The sequence below is a fragment of the Brevibacterium limosum genome, assembly GCF_011617705.1.
Lineage (GTDB): Bacteria > Actinomycetota > Actinomycetes > Actinomycetales > Brevibacteriaceae > Brevibacterium > Brevibacterium limosum.
Map to the genome: position 1 here is coordinate 2,132,034 of NZ_CP050154.1, position 17,836 is coordinate 2,149,869.

Genomic DNA, 17,836 nt, shown 5'->3' on the forward strand with positions numbered 1-17,836 from the left:
CGGCACTTCATCAGGAGAGAAGGACACACAATGCGCATTTCAGTGCCCACCGAGGTCAAGAACAACGAGTTCCGAGTCGCCATCACCGCTGCCGGCGTCAACGAACTCGTCGCCCACGGCCATGAGGTCACCGTGCAGGCGGGAGCCGGCGAAGGCTCCTTCATCACCGATGCCGAATACGAGGCAGCCGGAGCCACGATCGCCCCCGATGCCGCCACCACCTGGGCCGCCGGCGACCTCGTGCTCAAGGTCAAGGAGCCGATCGCCCAGGAGTACGGCTTCCTGCGCAAGGACCTCGTCCTGTTCACCTATCTCCACCTCGCCGCCGATGAGGCGCTGACGAAGGCCCTGATGGAAGCCGGCACCACGGCCATCGCCTATGAGACCGTCCAGCCCGACGGCGGCGGCCTGCCGCTGCTGGCTCCGATGAGCGAGATCGCCGGTCGCCTGTCGACTCAGGTCGGTGCCCACAGCCTGCTCAAGGCCGGCGGTGGTCGCGGCATCCTGCTCTCCGGAGTCCCCGGCGTCGAGCGTGCCAATGTCGTCGTCATCGGTGCCGGTGTGGCCGGGACGAACGCCGCCCGCATGGCTCTGGGCCTCGGGGCGAGAGTCGAGGTCATCGACATCAACATTCCGCGTCTGCGTCAGATCGATGAGACGTTCGCCGGTGCCATCGGCACGAAGGTGTCGAACAAGTATGAGATCACGAAGTCACTGGCCGGTGCCGACCTCGTCATCGGTTCGGTGCTCATCCCGGGCAGGAAGGCGCCGAAGCTCGTCACCGATGAGATGGTCGCCGGGATGAAGCCGGGCTCCGTCCTCGTCGATATCGCCATCGACCAGGGCGGCTGCTTCGAGAACTCGCGACCGACGACGCATGATGATCCCACGTTCACCGTCCACAACTCGGTGTACTACTGCGTGGCGAATATGCCCGGTGCCGTGCCGAACACGGCCACGGCGGCGCTGACGAATGCGACTCTGCCGTTTGCTGTGAAGATCGCTGATCAGGGATGGCACACAGCGTTGTCGAACGATTCGGCGCTGGCCCGGGGGCTCAACATCCACAACGGACACGTCACCAACGACAACGTCGCCGACGCATTCGGCCTCGAAGCCGTGTCCGTGGCACACGCGCTGGCGAACTGAGACCTTCGCACACGTATTGCTACCTGACGGCGGTTCAGCAACCTCGCGCGAGGTTGCTGAACCGCCGTCAGGTAGTTCTGGGGGTGCGGCTCAGTCCCGGGTGACGATGGTCGTGTACCTGAAGTGCTCTTCGCACAGTCTGCCTGCCTCCACCCCGTCACCGGCGGCGATCGCCTCGACGATCGCGGCGTGGTCGTCTACGGCGTGGTCGAAGAGCTCAGCGGAGAACGGGTCGTGACGGAAACCGGCGTTGATCTTCGTATCGAGGTCGATGGCCATGCGCACGAGTTCCGGGTTGTGCCCGGCGCGGGCGATGGCGAAATGGAACTGCGCGTCCGCGGTGCGGGCGGCGGCCGCCTCGGCGCGCTGGGAATAGACCTCGGCCAACTCACGGAGTTCGCTCAGCTCCTCCTCGGTGCGTCGGCGCGCCGCGGTCGCCGCCAGCGAATTCTGGAAGACCGCGCGAGCGTCGAGAAGATTCCGACGTTCGGCATGGAATTCGTCGATCCTGCCGGCCATGGGCGCCAGCGCCTCGGGGCGGGCGGTCTTGACGAACGTCCCTCCCCCACGACCCCGGCGGCGTTCGACGACACCGAGCCGTTCGAGCCGCAGCAGGGCTGCGCGCACGCTCGAGCGAGACACCTGGAGATCTGCGGCCAAGGTCCGTTCGCCCGGCAGCAGAGTGCCTTCCGGCAACGCTCCCACGGCGATTCCGGAGAGGATGTGGTCGGCGATCTGCTGCGGCGCGCTCGTCAGGCTCACCACGTCGCTCAGCCCGGCGAACTCGTGGCCCGCCGATGTCGTGTCCTCGCTCAATCTGCCTCCCGTTTCCTTGGCACGGCTGCTTCCGATTCTAGACTCCACAGGGCCCTCGCCGCGGCATCGACAGGCGAGCAGGCGGCGGGACAAAGCCGCGTTTCCAGCATAGGATCGACACCATCATGACTGTTCACACTCGCCTGCTCACGCCCGGCACCATATCGCCCGAACGCGGTGTGCCGAAGGACATCCCCCGCCCCGAATACGTCGGACGCGCCGACGCCGATGAGGGCCGCGGAAACAATTTCTACAGCCCCGAGGAGATCGAGGTCGTCCGAGCGGCCGGTCGGATCGCGGCCGATGCCCTGGCCGCCGTCGGCGAGATGATCGCCCCCGGCATCACGACCGATGACATCGACAAGGCAGCGCACGAGTTCATGTGCGATCACGGAGCGTACCCGTCGACGCTGGGCTATCGCGGGTTTCCGAAGTCCGTATGCACCTCCGTCAACGAGGTGATCTGCCACGGGATCCCCGATTCGACCGTCATCGAAGACGGCGACATCGTCAATGTCGACATCACCGCGTACTACCAGGGCATGCACGGGGATACGAACTACACATTCACCGCCGGCGAGGTCGACGAGGAGTCGCGCCTGCTCGTCGAACGCACCTATGAGTCGATGATGCGCGGAATCAAGGCGGTCAGACCCGGCCGTCAGATCAACGTCATCGGACGAGTGATCGAGAAATATGCGAAGCGCTTCGACTACGGGGTCGTGCGCGACTACAGCGGCCACGGTGTCGGCCGTGAGTTCCATTCCGGCCTCATCATCCCCCACTATGACGCAGCCCCCGCCCACGCCGAGACGATCGAGCCGGGAATGATCTTCACGATCGAGCCCATGCTCAACCTCGGCACGATCGACTGGGACGTCTGGGATGACGCCTGGACCGTGGTGACGAAGGATCGCAGACGCTCTGCCCAGTTCGAACACACACTGGTCGTGACCGAGGCGGGTGCCGATATCCTGACCCTGCCCGATGTCGACACCGCGATCGCCGCGGGACCTGCACACGAGGGGAATTGAGATGAGCGCGGAGACCTCCCCACGGTTTGCGATCGGCATCGACATCGGAGGGACCGGGATCAAAGCGGCGCTCGTCGATACGGTCACGGGAAAGCTGCCGTTCAAGCGGCTGCGCGAGCTCACCCCGAAACCGAGCACCCCCGATGCGGTGGCCGCGACGATCGCCACGCTGCTGGATGCGCTGAGCGCGCGCGCCCTCGAGCTCGAGCTCGTCACCGATCGTGCGGATCTGGACTCCCTGCCCGTCGGCTGCGGGTTTCCCGGAGTCATCCGCGAGGGACGTGTCGAATACACAGCGAACCTCGATCAGAGTTGGATCGGTTCGCCCATCGCCGAGATCATCAGGCAGAGCACCGGCCGCACGGTGTATTTCCTCAACGATGCGGATGCGGCCGGCCTGGCCGAGATGATCTTCGGCGCCGGTCGCAGACACCGGAAGAAGACGGTGCTGCTGACGACGCTGGGCACGGGAATCGGAACCGCCCTGTTCACTCAGGGCCGGTTGGTTCCCTACACCGAGCTCGGTCATATCGAGATGAATGGCGCCGATGCCGAGACGCAGGCCGCGGAATCGGTCAGGACCCGACTGGGACTGACCTATCCCGAATGGGCGGCCCGGCTGCAGCAGTACTATTCGATGATCGAACTGCTCGTCGCCCCGGATGTCATCATCGTCGGCGGCGGTGTCTCGAAGTCCCATGACCAGTTCCTGCCGCTCATCAGGACGCGAGCCAAACTCAAACCGGCGAAACTGTACAACAACGCCGGAATCGTCGGCGCAGCGATGATCGCGGTCAACGGCGGAAAGGCGAAGGTCCGCCGCAGCCGATCATGAAGGCCGCAGCCGGTCCTGAGAGGTCGAGCGCCTCTTGAGGGCGTGGAGGGCGAGGGTGAGGACAGGCCACCGATAAGCCGGGTTCTGTCGACGAGTCGGTCGCCCTTCTCGCCTGACGGTCATCTATCTGGGACCGATGTTGCCACCGGCCTCTAGCAATCCACCCGACGACTCGGCGAGCAGCCTCGAACGTCGTCTGTCTGATCTTGCTCCGGATGGGGTTTACCCAGCAGCGACGGTCACCCGCCGCTCTGGTGGTCTCTTACACCACCGTTTCACCCTTACCCAGTCGGAACTGGGCGGTCTGCTTTCTGTTGCACTGGCCCGCGGGTCGCCCCGGGTGGGTGTTACCCACCATCCCTGCTCTGTGGAGCCCGGACGTTCCTCAGCCGAAATCGGCCGCGACCGCCTGGTGACCTGTCCTCAAGCATCCCAGTGTAGTCGCTCAGCTAAGCTGCGATCCACGCAGGGCCTGTGGTGCCGCGGCGCCCATGCGCCGAACGTGATGAACCTCATCCGCACCGGGTCCGAACCGGCTCAGTCGGTGATCATACGATGGGGTGGTGAAGATCCTGCTGCCGCCCTCCGAGGGCAAGACTCCGTCGTCAACCGGCCCCTCCCTCGACCTCGACAGACTCTCGGCTCCGGAACTCACCGCGAAACGCAAGCGGGTCCTGTCCGCACTGAAGAAGGTCTCGAAGCGTCGGGATGCCCTCGAGAAGCTCGGTGTCGGAGCGTCACTGGCAGAGGACGTCGAACGGAACACGGTTCTCGATGAGATCCCCTGCGCTCCCGCTCTGCTCACCTACTCCGGGGTCCTCTACGAGGCAATGGGCGCCGGCGAGCTGGTGGCTCGTGCGGAACGGGACGAGACTCTGCGCGAACGCCTCCACGACGTCCACGTCTTCTCGGCCCTGTTCGGTCGAGTCCACGGACTCGATGAGATCCCCGCTTATCGTCTGGCGATGAAGACCGATCTGGGGACCCTGGGAAAGCTGACGTCCTATTGGAAGCCGATTCTGGCGAAGTCGTGTTCCCTCGACTCCGCCGAGGTGGCCCTCGACTGCCGTTCGAGCGATTACCGTTCAGTGTGGCCGGGACCCAACGATCAGGTCGTCACCATGGGCGCCGTGTCCGTCAGTGACGGAAAGCGTCGTGTCGTCTCCCATTGGGCGAAGTTCTACAGGGGTGAGTTCGCCGGTCGGCTGCTCTCCGACGACCGTCCTCTGCCGGAGACTGCCGAGGGGCTCCTGGCGCGGGCCGAAGAGTTCTACGAGGTCGAGTTCACCGCACCGACGAAATCGAAACCGGCGAACCTCATGATCGTCCTCCGGGACTGACCTGTCCTCCGGAGGCGAACGGCGATCGGCTGAATCGAGTTCAGCTGCGGCGCAGGAGCACCGCTTCGCACTCCTCGCACTCATAGGTTTCGTTGACATCGGCTCCGAGCATCCCATGCCATGCGGCCCCGCCGATCTCCTGCCCGCACGCCTGACAGTTCGGCCCGTTGAGCAGCGCGGCTCCGGGCCCGCCCTGCCGGACATTGGCATCGAATGCCGTGAGCAGCTGCTGCGGCATTTCGCTTCTCGGACCTGCCGCAGCGGATTCGTTGTCGGCGATGAGGTCACGCAGTTCGGCCTTCCGGTCCTTCACCGCGGTCTGCACCTCTTTGCCGGAGGCCGTGACGTCGGCGATCCGATCATCGACTGCCGAAAGCTCGGCTTCGGCGGCCTCGAGGTGTTCCATCTCCTCCAGCTGTGACTCCTCGATCTCGGAGACCCGAGCTTCGTGACCGGCGATCTCCTCCTGCAGATTCACCATGTCTCGGCTCGTCAGGCCGGTGCCGTCGTTGAGTTCGGCGGTCTTCTTCTCGATCTTCGCCCGCTGTGCTTCGATGAGTTCGGTCGCTTCGGCGATGGCCTGCTGGTGGCCCTCGGCGACTGCGGCGGCTTCGGTCCGCTTCTCTCCGAGCTCCTTGTGGCGGGTGATGAGCTCCTGTAGCTCTTCGGCCCGCTTCGGATTGTCGTGTTCGAACCGCAGAGCACGTCCGTGGGCGGTGAGCTCGATGAGGGTCTGAAGTGCCGTTCTCTGGCTGTCGGTGATGAGCATCGTCGGTCTCCTCGTCAGTAGCGTTCGACCCAGGGGTCGGTGTTGACCGCCGAGTGCTGCAGCGAGACGGTGAACCCGCGTGCGGCGAATTCGGCTTCCAGCGCTTCGGCCGCCGCAGTGAGCCACACCGTCTCCGACGCCCAGTGGGAGACGTCGATGAGCGAGAGCCCGCTCTCCCGGCGATTCGCAGTGTCGAGCGCCTCTGTGGCGGGGTGGTGGCGCAGGTCGGCAGTCACATACACGTCGGCCCCGCTGGCTCGGACCTCGTCGAAGAGCGAATCACCGGCGCCGCCGCAGACGGCCACGCGGGTCACTGGCGCTGCCGGGTCGCCTGCGATGCGCACCCCGGTCGTGGTGCGCGGCAGGTGAGCGGCCAAGCGTCTGGCCAAGTCTCGGACAGGGGTGGGATGATCAAGATCGCCGACGCGACCGATCCCCGTCGGCTGGGAGTCGGTGTCCGGTCCGTCAGCAAGGCTGTGCGCAGCCAAGGGCTGCGCATCCTCGATGCCCATGAGTGAGATGAGCACTTCCGAGACTCCGCCGCGAGCCGAATCGGCGTTCGTGTGCGCGTTGAACAACGCAATATCGTTGCTGATGAGCGTGTGCACGGCCCCGCCCTTCAGCGTTGCGGCGTTGACCGACTTCACGGGTTTGAGCATGAGCGGATGATGGTTGAACACCAGATCCGCACCAAGGACGACAGCCTCGGCGATCACAGCGTCCATCGGGTCCAGTGCCAAGAGGATCGAACGGACCTCGGCGTCGGGGTCACCGACCGCCAATCCCACGGAGTCCCAGGACTCGGCCAGGGCCGGCGGCCACAGCGAGTCGAAGACCTCAACGCAGTCGCTCACCTTCGGATGTCTCATGCCCCCACACTATTACATCGGGGCCGGCGACCATGGCCTGCATCGCGGTGGCCGCGACCATGCCGAGGGCGAGGCAGAGATCGGCGGACGATTTTCGACGAACGTGATTTCGCTCATATATTAGGACCATGACAACTGCACGCACCTCCTCCGACTCACCCGCCATCGGAAATTCGTCCACGGTCTCCGATCTCATCCGCCGCAGTGCCGGTCGCTTCCCCTCCGACACGGCCCTCGAGTTCGCCGACCGGATCTGGACCTATGCACAACTCGACGCTGCCGTGACTGCGGTGGCCCGCGAACTCGACCGTCTCGGCGTGGCGAAGGGCGACCGGGTCGCCGCCTATGGAAAGAACTCCGATCTCTTCGCCCTCCTCTACCTCGGCTGCGCCCGCGCCGGGTTCGTCCATGTGCCGGTGAACTATCAGCTGAAGAACGACGAGCTCGACTACATCCTCAGCAACTCCGGCGCCGAGATCGTCTTCGCCGATGCCGACCTCATGTCGGCTGTCACCTCGACTCCGACCGGAGCCGGGGCGCAGGTGATCGACTTCGCCGCTCTGGTTCCGGTCGCCACGTCCGATTCGATCGCCCCTGCCGGGACCGCAGAGTTCTCCGTCGACGACACGGATGTCGCGCAGCTGCTCTATACCTCTGGCACCACCTCGGCGCCCAAGGGAGCGGTGATGACGCATCGTGCCCTTCTGCACGAGTACCTGTCATCCCTCATGTCACTCGACTTCGCTGCGACTGACCGTGCCGTCCATGCGCTCCCCCTCTATCATTCGGCCCAGATGCACGTCTTCCTGCTGCCTCTGCTGTCGATCGGGGCGCACAACATCATCGTTCCGGCACCGGTTCCCGAGCAGCTGCTGGCCATCTTCGAAGAACGCAAGATCAATTCGTTCTTCGCCGCGCCCACCGTCTGGGTGGCCCTGGCCAACAGCCCCGATCTCGAGACCCGCAATCTCGACAACCTCCGCAAGGCCTACTACGGTGCCTCGATCATGCCCGGGCCGATCCTCGACCGCCTGCGCACCCGGCTGCCTCAGTTGGGATTCTTCAACTGCTTCGGACAGTCCGAGCTCGGACCGCTGTGCTCGGTGCTGCGCCCCGAGGAGCATGACGATCATCCGGGCTCGGCCGGTCGTCCGGTCATGTTCGTCGAAACCCGTGTCGTCGATTCCGCAGGCAGCGATGTCGGGCCCGGTGAAGAGGGAGAGATCCTCTATCGCTCGCCGCAGCTGTGCGAAGGCTATTGGAATCGTCCGGAGGCCACCGCAGAGGCGTTCGAGGATGGCTGGTTCCATTCCGGCGACCTGGTCAAGGTCGACGATGCCGGATTCATCGAGGTCGTCGACCGAGTCAAAGACGCGATCAACACCGGTGGTGTGCTGGTGGCCAGTCGGCAGGTGGAGGATGCGATCTTCGAGCTGCCCCAGGTCGCCGAGGTGGCCGTGGTCGGAATCGCCGACGAGAAGTGGATCGAGGCGATCTCGGCATTCGTCGTGCTCAAGGACGGCCAACCGCCGCTCTCGGCCGAGGACGTCGTCGCGCAGGTGAAGAATCGCCTGGCCGGCTTCAAGGTCCCGAAGCGGGTGGAGTTCGTGGCCGAGCTGCCGAAGAACTCGGCAGGGAAGATCCTCAAGCGCAGCCTGCGCGAGACCTGAGTCCGTCGGGTGCGCTCACCTGCTCAGGCGTTCGCGACCTGAGCGGTGCCGGCGCCTCGCCTGCGGATGATGGGATCGCGGTGGTCGGCCGCCTCGGCGCGCTGAGATTCAGAATCACGAGCCTTCGCGCATTCGCCGTCCCGGCCGAGGATCGTGAAGCCGTTGTCGCGGATCATGGCGAGGTCGTCGGCAGCGGCCTGACCTTCGGCGGTGAGGTAGTCGCCGAGGGAGATCGAATTCGCCAGGTGCAGCGCCATCGGCTGCAGGGACTTGAGATGGATCTCGCGGCCGCCGGCCAGGCGGATCTCGCGGTCGGGGCAGACGAATCGTGCCGTCGAAGGGGACGAGGAAGTTGATCGGGATCGAGTCGGATTCGAGCTCCTTCAGGGCGAAGAGCGCCTCGACGATCTGCTCATCGCTTTCGCCGAGGCCGACGATGAGCCCGCTGCAGGGTGAGAGTCCCGCCGATTTGGCGAGTTCGACGGTGTTGGTCCGGTCGTCGTAGCTGTGGGTCCTGACAATGTTGTCGTGGAAGGATTCGGAGGTGTTGATGTTGTGGTTGTAGGCATCGGCTCCTGCCCCTTTCAGCGTTTCGGCTTGACCGTTCTTGAGGATGCCCAGGCACGCGCACACCTCGACCTCCGGATTCTCATCCTTGAGACGTTCGACGATGGCACCGACGCGATCGACGTCACGGCGGCTGGGTCCGCGACCGCTGGCGACGAGGCAGACGCGGGAGGCTCCCCCGTCGATGCCCTTGCCCGCCTGATCCATGGCCCCCTCGATGCTCAGCCACGAGTATCTGAGGATCTCGGCTTTCGACCCCAGCGACTGAGAGCAGCAGGTGCAGCTCTCCGGGCACATTCCCGACTTGAGGTTGACGAGGTAGTTGAGCTTGATCGTCATCCCGAAGTGCTCCCTGCGCAGTCGTGACCCGGCGTTGACGAGGGTGAGGAGGTCCGTGTCGGGTGTGGACAGCAGCGTCAGCGCCTCGGCTTCGGTGATCGCGCCTCCGCCGAGGATGGAGTCGACAAGTCGGTCAGGGTTCACAGTCGAATGGTCCTTTGAATCTGCGGAAATGAACGTGTTGAGAGTCTGCCCAGGTCAACAATCCTGAACACTGTTCAACACTGTATCAGAGGTGTGATTCTGCTCTCCTCTTCGGGCCCTGGTCGCAATGTCGTCGCATGCCGAGCGGTGACCGAGTCGGCGCAGCGGTGACCTGGAGCATAGAATTCTTCCGATGGCACGGGCCCCTGTCCGGTCCCGGGTTCGGGCCCGGCACGGGGACGAACGGAACGAGGAGCACAATGGCGGATTCGGCACAGACGGACGCTCAGGACAGAACAGGCAGCCGTCGTGGCTGGCGTCTGCACGGGGACGGGCGGACGATCGCCTCCGGTGAAAAGGTTCTGCCCGAGGAACGCCTGAGCTGGCCGCGGACCATCAGCATCGGCGCTCAGCATGTCGTAGCGATGTTCGGAGCCACGTTCCTCGTCCCGCTGCTCACCGGATTCCCGCCGTCGACGACGCTGTTCTTCACCGCCATCGGGACGTTGCTCTTCCTGCTCATCACGAAGGGCATGATGCCCTCCTATCTCGGGTCGTCGTTCGGTCTGCTCGCTCCGATCGGCGCCGTCACGGGGTTCTCGGCAACCGCCGGGGAGGAGCTCGAACCGCACGCGATGGCGCTGGCTCAAGGCGGAATCATCTCCGTGGGAGTCACCCTTGCGCTGGTCGGCCTCGTCGTCCACTTCGTCGGCGTCCGGTGGATCGAGGTGACCATGCCGCCAGTCGTCACCGGCGCCATCGTGGCACTCATCGGCCTCAACCTGGCCCCGGCCGCATGGGACTGGGTCAAGGCGGCTCCCCTGACGGCCGTGATCACGATCGTCGCCATCCTGCTGACCACGGTGCTCTTCCGCGGAATGCTCGGCAGGCTCTCGATCCTCATCGGCGTCCTCGTCGGATACGGCGCGGCATGGCTGCAGGGCGAGCTCGACTTCTCCACAGTCACGGAGGCGGACTGGGTGGGGCTGCCCGCATTCCACGCTCCGGCCTTCGATCTCGGCTACCTCGGACTCTTCCTGCCCGTCGTCCTCGTCCTCATCGCCGAGAACATCGGTCACGTGAAGTCGGTCGCCGCAATGACCGGCCGCGACCTCGACAGACTGACCGGCCGCACTCTCTTCGCCGACGGCTTCTCCACGATCCTCGCCGGGTCCGGAGGCGGTTCCGGAACGACGACCTATGCCGAGAACATCGGCGTCATGGCCGCGACCCGCATCTTCTCCACCGCCGCCTACCTGTGCGCGGCTGTCATCGCGCTCATCCTCAGCATGCTGCCGAAGTTCGGCGAGATCATCGCCACGATCCCTCCCGGCGTCCTCGGCGGCGCGGCGACCGTGCTCTACGGAATGATCGGAATGCTCGGCGTTCGGATCTGGGTGGAGAACAAGGTCGACTTCTCCAACCCGATCAATCTCAACACCGCCGCGGTCTCGCTCATCGTCGCCATCGCGAACTTCACCTGGACGCCGGGCGGACTGCAGTTCGAGGGCATCGCCCTGGGCACCGCCTCGGCGATCATCGTCTATCAGGTCATGAAGGCGATCGCCCGGTGGCGCGGTACGGATCCCGACCTCGTTGCCGAGAACTTCGCCGAGGCGGCCCGCCGCTCCGACTCCAGCGACGGAGATGAGCCCACCGGAGTCGATGCCGTACCCCGGGAGCCTGGCTCGCCTTCCTGAGAGCGAATCGCGGCGGCATGCACCGTCATCATCTTCTGGGCGCATCGTCATCACGTGCCGAACCAGCCATCGGGCTATGGCCTGAGTATCTGTTCGGAATGTGATGACGGTGGTGCTGTGAGACAGAGGAGTCTGTCTGCACCGCGGCCCCGGAGACGGTCTGGACAGCAGGTTTCAGGGCCGTGACGTGCGGGGACGGCGGGCCGCAGATGCAGAAGTGCCGCAGCCTCGCCTGAGCGATGCTGCGGCACTTTCCCTTGGTCGGGATAGCGGGATTCGAACCCACGACCTCCTCGTCCCGAACGAGGCGCGCTACCAAGCTGCGCTATATCCCGTGACCAGGAACTACTATAGCGATGGGAACGCGATCTGAAAAATCGGGACGGGCCGCTTTAGAAGAATGAAAGGTATGTCTCATTGGCACTGACAGCCGAAAGCATCACCACCACTGCATTGGACATCCTTTCGCGTTACGGTCTCGGCGACCTGTCCATGCGCCGACTCGCCCGTGAACTCGAGGTTCAGCCCTCGGCGCTGTACTGGCATGTCAAGGACAAGCAGTCTCTTCTCATCCTCATTTCGCGCAGCCTCAAGGCCGAAGTCGACACTCTCTGCCCCGGTGCCGCCGACCCCCTCGCAGCGGCCATGTCCCTGCGGGAGGTGCTGCTGAAATACCGTGACGGCGCCGAGATCATGCTGCTGGGCTATTCGATCGACCCGGCAGAAGTCACCCCGCAGGCGCTGACGGCCGACCGTCTGGGCGCCGAACTCTCTCAAGGCATCCTCACGCTCACGCTCGGAGCCGTCGCCGTCGAGCAGAACCGGAGACTCTTCGAGGTCGACCCCGCAGATGCGGCAGAGAATTTCGCGGCGAATGCGGCACACCTGCTCCGGTCGGCCCGGACACAGCGCTGACCGACGCTGTGATCGCCGGCATTCCCGTTTCGCGGCTCACCCTGGGGTATGACATACTGATCGAGCGCTGTCGGAGTCTTCGACGACGCAGGTGGGGCCTATAGCTCAGTTGGCTAGAGCATCTCGTTTACACCGAGAGGGTCGGGGGTTCGAGTCCCTCTGGGCCCACCGTCAGGGCATCCCGCAGAAACGGGGTGCCTTCTTTCATACCTCGACTGAGGTTACGCCGATGGCGGCTGTCCGCTTCGCGTCTCCTCGCAGGACCACAGTCATCGCCCCGGTGATAGTTTCGATGAAGAGCCATCGAAACGACTGAGAGGGGCCGCTGTGGCAGTTGAACCCGTCATCGACGTCCGGACCGTTCCGAAGCCGGAGCGCCATCCGCTCATCATCAGGACATATCAGGAACTTGACGTCGGCGCCGGTCTGGTCCTCATCAACGATCACGTCCCCGAAGGTCTGCGTGTGGAGATGGTCCGAGAGTTCGCCGATGCAGTGGGATGGGAACCGCTCGAGAGCACCGAGGATGAGGTCCGAGTGCGCATCATCCGCCGTGCGTCCACCCCTGCGCCTCGCGTCGTCCTCGACGTCGCCGAGCTCAGCGACCCCGTAGAGGATTCCGGGTCCGTCTGGCAGCTGCCGAGCCGGCAGCGCGATCTCGACGCGAACGTCATCGCGCTGGCTCCCGGCGGGGAGATCCGCGAGCACACCGGTCCGCCCCTCGACGTCCTCATCCATGTCCTCGCCGGCGCAGGCACCCTGGAGATCGAAACGGGAACGATCGACCTGTCCCCCGGGCAGATCGTGTGGCTGCCCCGACGCTCCCGCCGTCGCTTCCTCGCAGACGCCGAGGCGGGACTGCAGTACTTCTCCGTCCATCAACGCAAACAGGGACTGAGCATCACAGCCCGGCCCTGACCGCAGTGACGACTCCGGCCGCCGAGGTCGCGCTCAGACCTCCTGGCCAGGGTCTGTGATCAGCTGCCGGGTTCAGGATCGTCGGGGCGGGCTGCGGCGATCGCGATGAGTCTGCGCAGCACCGCCTCGTCGATGTTCTCGAGTCGACGCACATAGACGCAGCCGGCACCCTCGGTGTACTTCCCGAGCTGCGGGAGCAGCTTCGCCCCCGCGGGCAGGTCCTTGAGACCGTACAGCGAGAGCTGGGTCTTGCGCGGGGAGAATCCCGTCGCCGGCCACTCACCGTGATTGCGCGGGTTCACCGGCGACCGATAGCGGTACCGACCGTAGCCGACGATCGAGGGACCCCACATCACGGGTTCCTCGCCGGTGACCTCGCGGAAGATCGCGTCGAGGCCGAACCCGTCCTCGCGGCGCTTCTCGGGAGCCACAGAATCGAGGTATGCGGAGACATCGGCATCGGTCGGCTGGGTCTTGTTCTCTGCCATGAGATCAGTATGTCAGCGTTGACAGTCAACCGGATAGAGCCGCGACGATCTCTTCGCCGAAGGCATCCAAGGCATCCGCGCAGCCGGTGCGCGGCTCAGTGCGCGTGAATCGAGACTGCGGGGTTCAGGATTCCTCGGGAATCCAGGCAGAACCGTCCTCGACCCGATAGATGAGATTCGTGCGCGTATGCGCCACGGCAGGATACCGAGTGAGATAGTCGAGCACGAAGGACTGCACCGCCGCGGTGTCGGTGGCGACGATATGCAGCAGATAGTCGTCGGCTCCGGCCATGTGGTACATCCGCACCACTCCCGGGAACTTCGGTGCAGCCGCGGTGAACGCGTCGATCTCGGCCCGATCATGCTTGGCCAGGCGAATCGACACGAGCGCCTGCAGCCCCACACCCAGCGCGGCCGGATCGACATCGATATGGAAGCCGCGGATGACACCCAGCGTCTTCAGTCGTCTGAGACGCAGGGAGACCGTCGATTCCGAGATCCCGACGGCCGCGGCGAGGGCGGCTCCCGAGGCACGCGCGTCGACGTTGAGTTCCTGAAGCAGGCGCCGATCGGTGCCATCGAGTGAGACATTCTGCGACATGAGTCACAGTCTCCCATAACTGATCGCAGACTCTCCCAGAAGTTCTCAGATCATCGCAGGTGATTTGGAAATCATTGCGCAGGCCGGGAGAAGTGTATTGAATACGGCTATGACACCTATGCACCCCGAGACCCGAATGGTCCACGGCGGGATGGACGGCCTCGCGGAGGCAGGCGTCCACGTTCCCGCGATCGACCTCTCCACCACCAACCCGGTCAATGACGTCCGCACGGGCGGAGAGTCCTACGAAAGCCTCGCCGGCGGACACTCCTTGAAAGACGGAGACTCCCCTGTCTACCAGCGGCTGTGGCAGCCCGGCGTGGCGCGTTTCGAATCCGCGCTCGCCGAATTGGAGAACGCAGACGGTGCCGTCGCGTTCGCCACCGGAATGGCCGCCATGACCGCCGCACTCCTCGCCGCGGTCGAGGCCGGCACTCCCCATATCGTCGCCGTCCGGCCCCTCTACGGAGGCAGCGACCACCTTCTCGAATCCGGTCTGCTCGGCACCTCGGTGAGCTGGGCGAAAGAGACCGAGATCGCCTCGACCATCAGACAGGACACAGGGCTCGTCATCATCGAGACACCGGCGAACCCCAGCCTCGACCTCGTCGACATCGAGGCCGTCGTCTCGGCAGCAGGAGACGTGCCGGTCCTCGTCGACAACACCTTCTGCACCCCCGTGCTCCAGCGCCCGATCGATCACGGGGCCGCGCTGGTCCTGCACAGCGCCACGAAGTACCTCGGCGGTCACGGCGATGCGATGGGCGGAATCATCGCGACGAACAGCGAATGGACTATGCGTCTGCGCCGCGTCCGCTCCATCACCGGAGCCCTCCTGCACCCGATGGGCGCCTATCTCCTCCACCGCGGACTGCGGACTCTGGCTGTGCGGATGCGCGCGGCCCAGGACACCGCCGGCGAACTCGCTCGCCGGCTCCAGACGCGCCCGGAGGTCGCCCGCGTCCACTACCCCGGGCTCGCCGATTCCGACCCTCGCGGGCTGGTCGGTTCGCAGATGCACGGCGGCGGGGCGATGATCGCCCTCGAACTCGCCGGAGGGTTCGAAGCCGCCCGGACCTTCGTCGAACACTGCGACCTCATCGTCCACGCCGTCTCGCTCGGCGGTGCCGATACGCTCATCCAGCACCCGGCCTCACTCACCCACCGACCCGTGGCGGCCACCGCGAAGCCCGGAGACGGCCTCGTCCGCCTATCGGTCGGCCTCGAACATGTCGACGACCTCGCACGTGACCTGTTCACGGCCCTGGACGCCATCCGCGAAGCAGCCTGAGATCCTTGACCCTGACGTAGCGTCAACTTCTAAGCTGTCAGGCATGGACTGGTCCATCCAGGAAACAGCACGGCTGACGGGAACGACGAGCCGAACCCTGCGTCACTATGACGCAATCGGTCTGCTGCCACCCACGACCATCGCCGCCAACGGCTACCGCTGCTACGACGAAGCGGCTCTTGTGCGCCTCCAGCGCATCTTGCTGCTCAAGGAGCTGGGTCTGCCGCTGACGACGATCGCCGAGGTGCTCGATCGGACAGACGATCCGGTCGAGGCACTGTCGCAGCATAGGGTCTCGCTCGGACGCGAGAGAGACCGACTCGACCGACAGCTCGCCGCCGTCACCGCCACCATCACACGATTGAGAGCAGGTGAGCCGCTCATGGCTGAAGAGATGTTCGATGGTTTCGACCACCGCGCACACGAAGAGGAAGTGACCAGGCGTTGGGGTGGCGACGCCTACAGACGGGGAGACGAATGGTGGTCCCGGAAGACCCCCGAGCAGAAGCTGGAATGGAAAGCCGACTTCTCCGCGCTCGCCGAGGACTGGATCGCCGCCGCCGAGGCGGGGGCACGGCCCGAATCGGACCGCTGCCAGGAACTCGCCCGACGGCATATCGAATGGCTGAGGGCGGTTCCGGGCACCCCTGCCCATGATCCCGAGGGAGACCTCGCAGGCTATGTGCGCGGCCTCGGACAGTTGTATGTCGACGATCCGCGATTCGGCGCGAACTTCGGCGGCAGCGCCGTGGCCGAACTGGTCAGGGACGCTCTCGACCGCCGCCTCGAGGCCCACAGCCTCTGAGGCGGTCGGAGTCGGCGCTGACCGATTCAGGACAGTTCGGAGAGTGCCTGTCGGATCTTCTCGGCAGGCGCCTCCAGCTGCTCGGGCGTCTGCATGGGCGCACGGTCGGAGATGTCGAAATCATCCATCGAGTTGGTCGGCAGCACATGGATGTGCAGGTGGGGCACCTCGTAGCCGACGATGAGGAGCCCGATGCGCTCGCAGTCGAAGGCCCGCTTCTGGGCTTGGCCGATCTTCTTCGCCACTGCAGTGAGGTGGGCGAGAAGATCGGCATCAGCGTCGACCCAGTGAGAGATCTCCTCTCGCGGAACGACCATGACGTGGCCTTCCGTCATCGGAGAGACATCGAGGATAGCGACGCACTCGTCATCCTGATGGACGAAGGTGCCTGGGATCTCTCCGTTGATGATCTTCGTGAACAGCGTGGCCATTTGAGTCCTCCTCAACAATCTCCGAAGTCGCCGTCGATCGGCACTTCGGTTGCGGCTCGATTATCCGAGGCAGGACAGCGCCGCGGCGAAATCCTCGGAGAAGTCCCGAGTCTCGGTGCGGGTGACCTGCCTGCCACTCATGATCGTACCCGCAGGTGAGATGACGAAGACTCCTCGTTCGGCGACTCCGTGGATCTCATCGAAGACACCGAACGCACGTGCGGCGCCGCCGTGAGGCCAGAAGTCCGAGGCCAGGATGACGGCGGTGCCCGCCTGCTGAGCCCACGCGGCCAAAGTGTATTTGGAATCCGTGGATACGACGATCACATCGACGGCATGGGAACCCTGCCGCATCCGCTCCTGCCATCCGTCGAGGGCGGCGAGTTCGTCTCCGCAGATCGGAGAGAAGGCGAACGGAACGAATGCGAGCACGACAGCGGCACGCGGGGCCGCCTCGGTGAGGGTGAAGACCGATCCGAGATGATCGGGAAGGCTGAGATCCGGGGCCCGGTCACCGGGCCGCAGGATCATGAATAGTTCTTCTTGCCCACGAGCCGGAATCCGGCCCAGTCCTCGGCGGCACTGACCGTCGAGGTCACGTGCATACCGGCGGTGGGCGCCGCTTCGGAGATGTCAGCGGGGCTGATGTGTCCCGGGCGATTCGCCTTCGGACTGAGCAGCCACACGACTCCGCCCTCCTTCAGAGTGGTCTGGGCGTCGACGAGGCCGTCGATGAGATCATCGTCGTCCGACCGCCACCACATGAGGATCACGTCGTAGACATCATCCTCTTCGCCGTCGGCGATCTTGTCACCGATGATGTTCTCGATCGCCTCGCAGAGTGCCTGATCGACGTCGTCGTCATAACCGACCTCTTGCACATAGTCGCCCTTGTTCAAGCCGAGGTTGTGTCCCAGCTCGTTTGCGAGGGTCGAAGTGGAGGATGTCCTTTCAGAAGCGGAGTTGCTCATGCCTGTATTGTTCCGCCAACAGTGGTCAAGGTGCAAATATCGGCGCGTCCGCGCGCGGCAAGCGCACTCAAACAACACTCAATCAGCTCACCGGCCCGTGACCAGGTCCGCTCGACAGGGCACATTCGTCAGAGAGATCACAACTTCGCGGGAGCGCGAACTCTGTCTGCCCGTACTAGGCTGA

Annotated in this window: 18 protein-coding genes, 2 tRNA genes, 1 other RNA gene and 1 pseudogene; 11 read left to right on the forward strand and 11 right to left on the reverse strand. The window is 64.8% G+C overall.

The genetic code is table 11. From position 1 onward, the window contains the following. Positions 1-30 precede the first annotated feature (30 nt). Positions 31-1,149 (forward strand): alanine dehydrogenase, encoded by a 1,119-nt coding sequence (gene ald / locus GUY37_RS09490; protein WP_166824900.1) that lies wholly within the window; start codon positions 31-33, stop codon positions 1,147-1,149. A 90-nt stretch (positions 1,150-1,239) separates the two neighbouring features. On the opposite strand, the gene GUY37_RS09495 is transcribed toward ald, so the two are convergent. Next, entirely contained in the window at positions 1,240-1,965 is a 726-nt protein-coding gene (locus GUY37_RS09495) for a FadR/GntR family transcriptional regulator (RefSeq protein WP_166824903.1), read from the reverse strand. Positions 1,966-2,090: 125 nt separating this feature from the next. On the opposite strand from GUY37_RS09495, the gene map reads away from it, so the two are divergent. Both map and ppgK read left to right on the forward strand, forming a co-directional pair. Next, on the forward strand, positions 2,091-2,999 hold the full coding sequence (map, locus tag GUY37_RS09500) for a type I methionyl aminopeptidase (protein WP_166824906.1): 909 nt from the start codon (positions 2,091-2,093) through the stop codon (positions 2,997-2,999). A 1-nt stretch (position 3,000) separates the two neighbouring features. Then, on the forward strand, positions 3,001-3,834 hold the full coding sequence (gene ppgK, locus GUY37_RS09505) for a polyphosphate--glucose phosphotransferase (protein WP_166824909.1): 834 nt from the start codon (positions 3,001-3,003) through the stop codon (positions 3,832-3,834). A gap of 57 nt (positions 3,835-3,891) precedes the next feature. Here ppgK and rnpB read toward each other — a convergent pair. Then, positions 3,892-4,255: RNase P RNA component class A (gene rnpB, locus GUY37_RS09510), an RNA gene on the reverse strand. A 142-nt stretch (positions 4,256-4,397) separates the two neighbouring features. On the opposite strand from rnpB, the gene GUY37_RS09515 reads away from it, so the two are divergent. Then, entirely contained in the window at positions 4,398-5,174 is a 777-nt protein-coding gene (locus GUY37_RS09515; RefSeq protein WP_166824912.1) for a YaaA family protein, read from the forward strand. 40 nt (positions 5,175-5,214) lie between these two features. On the opposite strand, the gene GUY37_RS09520 is transcribed toward GUY37_RS09515, so the two are convergent. Both GUY37_RS09520 and GUY37_RS09525 read right to left on the reverse strand, forming a co-directional pair. Beyond that, positions 5,215-5,943: a zinc ribbon domain-containing protein gene (locus GUY37_RS09520; protein ID WP_166824915.1), complete on the reverse strand. Its 729-nt coding sequence runs from the start codon at positions 5,941-5,943 to the stop codon at positions 5,215-5,217. 14 nt (positions 5,944-5,957) lie between these two features. Continuing rightward, positions 5,958-6,812 (reverse strand): Nif3-like dinuclear metal center hexameric protein, encoded by an 855-nt coding sequence (locus GUY37_RS09525; RefSeq protein ID WP_166824934.1) that lies wholly within the window; start codon positions 6,810-6,812, stop codon positions 5,958-5,960. 128 nt (positions 6,813-6,940) lie between these two features. Here GUY37_RS09525 and GUY37_RS09530 point away from each other — a divergent pair, with 128 nt between their 5' ends. After that, a complete protein-coding gene (locus GUY37_RS09530) occupies positions 6,941-8,482 on the forward strand; it encodes a fatty acyl-CoA synthetase (protein ID WP_166824937.1) in 1,542 nt (513 codons plus the stop codon). A gap of 23 nt (positions 8,483-8,505) precedes the next feature. Here GUY37_RS09530 and bioB read toward each other — a convergent pair. Continuing rightward, positions 8,506-9,562, reverse strand: a pseudogene (gene bioB / locus GUY37_RS09535) (biotin synthase BioB). A gap of 230 nt (positions 9,563-9,792) precedes the next feature. On the opposite strand from bioB, the gene GUY37_RS09540 reads away from it, so the two are divergent. Further along, a complete protein-coding gene (locus GUY37_RS09540) occupies positions 9,793-11,232 on the forward strand; it encodes a uracil-xanthine permease family protein (protein ID WP_228278126.1) in 1,440 nt (479 codons plus the stop codon). A gap of 258 nt (positions 11,233-11,490) precedes the next feature. On the opposite strand, the gene GUY37_RS09545 is transcribed toward GUY37_RS09540, so the two are convergent. Then, positions 11,491-11,567: transfer RNA gene (locus GUY37_RS09545), tRNA-Pro, on the reverse strand. A gap of 82 nt (positions 11,568-11,649) precedes the next feature. Here GUY37_RS09545 and GUY37_RS09550 point away from each other — a divergent pair. From GUY37_RS09550 to GUY37_RS09560, 3 genes are all read left to right on the forward strand, one after another. Further along, complete coding sequence (locus tag GUY37_RS09550) at positions 11,650-12,147, forward strand: TetR family transcriptional regulator (RefSeq protein ID WP_166824940.1); 498 nt, start codon at positions 11,650-11,652, stop codon at positions 12,145-12,147. Between the two features lie 94 nt (positions 12,148-12,241). Continuing rightward, positions 12,242-12,315: transfer RNA gene (locus GUY37_RS09555), tRNA-Val, on the forward strand. Positions 12,316-12,474: 159 nt separating this feature from the next. Beyond that, a complete protein-coding gene (locus tag GUY37_RS09560; protein WP_166824943.1) occupies positions 12,475-13,065 on the forward strand; it encodes a DUF2249 domain-containing protein in 591 nt (196 codons plus the stop codon). Between the two features lie 59 nt (positions 13,066-13,124). On the opposite strand, the gene GUY37_RS09565 is transcribed toward GUY37_RS09560, so the two are convergent. Continuing rightward, positions 13,125-13,553 carry a DUF1801 domain-containing protein gene (locus GUY37_RS09565; protein WP_166824945.1) on the reverse strand — a complete coding sequence of 143 codons (429 nt, stop codon included), beginning with the start codon at positions 13,551-13,553 and terminating at the stop codon, positions 13,125-13,127. 124 nt (positions 13,554-13,677) lie between these two features. Further along, positions 13,678-14,154: an Lrp/AsnC family transcriptional regulator gene (locus tag GUY37_RS09570; protein WP_152346512.1), complete on the reverse strand. Its 477-nt coding sequence runs from the start codon at positions 14,152-14,154 to the stop codon at positions 13,678-13,680. Between the two features lie 109 nt (positions 14,155-14,263). Here GUY37_RS09570 and GUY37_RS09575 point away from each other — a divergent pair, with 109 nt between their 5' ends. Together GUY37_RS09575 and GUY37_RS09580 are read left to right on the forward strand one after the other, a co-directional pair. Continuing rightward, the gene (locus GUY37_RS09575) at positions 14,264-15,445 is read left to right on the forward strand and encodes a trans-sulfuration enzyme family protein (RefSeq protein WP_166824948.1); all 1,182 of its coding nucleotides are present in this window, start codon (positions 14,264-14,266) and stop codon (positions 15,443-15,445) included. 43 nt (positions 15,446-15,488) lie between these two features. Beyond that, a complete protein-coding gene (locus GUY37_RS09580; protein ID WP_166824951.1) occupies positions 15,489-16,250 on the forward strand; it encodes a MerR family transcriptional regulator in 762 nt (253 codons plus the stop codon). 26 nt (positions 16,251-16,276) lie between these two features. Here the strand turns inward: GUY37_RS09580 and GUY37_RS09585 are convergent, their stop codons facing one another. From GUY37_RS09585 to GUY37_RS09595, 3 genes are read right to left on the reverse strand one after another with little or no spacing between them, the layout of a single operon-like run. Then, positions 16,277-16,681: an HIT family protein gene (locus GUY37_RS09585; protein ID WP_152346515.1), complete on the reverse strand. Its 405-nt coding sequence runs from the start codon at positions 16,679-16,681 to the stop codon at positions 16,277-16,279. 60 nt (positions 16,682-16,741) lie between these two features. Beyond that, positions 16,742-17,212 carry a redoxin domain-containing protein gene (locus GUY37_RS09590; protein ID WP_166824954.1) on the reverse strand — a complete coding sequence of 157 codons (471 nt, stop codon included), beginning with the start codon at positions 17,210-17,212 and terminating at the stop codon, positions 16,742-16,744. After that, positions 17,209-17,652, reverse strand: coding sequence for a DUF3052 domain-containing protein (locus GUY37_RS09595; protein ID WP_152346517.1), 444 nt, complete (start codon positions 17,650-17,652; stop codon positions 17,209-17,211). The genes GUY37_RS09590 and GUY37_RS09595 overlap by 4 nt, the downstream gene beginning before the upstream one ends. Positions 17,653-17,836: the final 184 nt, after the last annotated feature.